Source organism: Xenorhabdus santafensis (genome assembly GCF_033949405.1).
Lineage (GTDB): Bacteria > Pseudomonadota > Gammaproteobacteria > Enterobacterales > Enterobacteriaceae > Xenorhabdus > Xenorhabdus santafensis.
The window spans coordinates 1-346 of sequence record NZ_VCDN01000383.1 but is presented as its reverse complement, the minus strand read 5'-3'; the positions used below and the strand labels follow the sequence as shown (position 1 = coordinate 346).

The window sequence follows — 346 nt, the reverse complement described above, 5'->3', positions numbered from 1 at the left end:
TTTATCTGTTTTTACTTCTGTTACTACTTTTCCTTGCTCATCTTGCACTTCGAAGACTACGCCTTCTAATACTTTTTGACTTTCTTTATCTACTTTTGTAATTTCTACTGAACCTTTATCTAACTAGTTCATTCTCTACTTTTAATGATAAGACTTCTGTCATACCTTTTTTAATTTCGAATGATACTGGCTCTGTTAGTTTTTTGTAGCCTGGTAAGCTTTCTTTCTCTACTAATTTGTACTTTCCTACAGATAAGTCTGAGATTTTTGCTTTACCATTTTTATCTGTTTTTACTTCCGTTACTACTTTGCCTTTTTCATCTTGCACTTCGAAGACTACATCTTC

Annotated in this window: 2 protein-coding genes; both read right to left on the bottom strand. The window is 32.1% G+C overall.

The window, feature by feature from the left end; genetic code table 11:
- Positions 1-102, bottom strand: a 102-nt coding sequence (locus FE392_RS22840; protein ID WP_500692712.1) for a SpaA isopeptide-forming pilin-related protein, incomplete at its 3' end; no start/stop codon positions are given.
- A gap of 13 nt (positions 103-115) precedes the next feature.
- Positions 116-346, bottom strand: a 231-nt coding sequence (locus FE392_RS22835) for a SpaA isopeptide-forming pilin-related protein (protein ID WP_319931969.1), incomplete at its 5' end; no start/stop codon positions are given.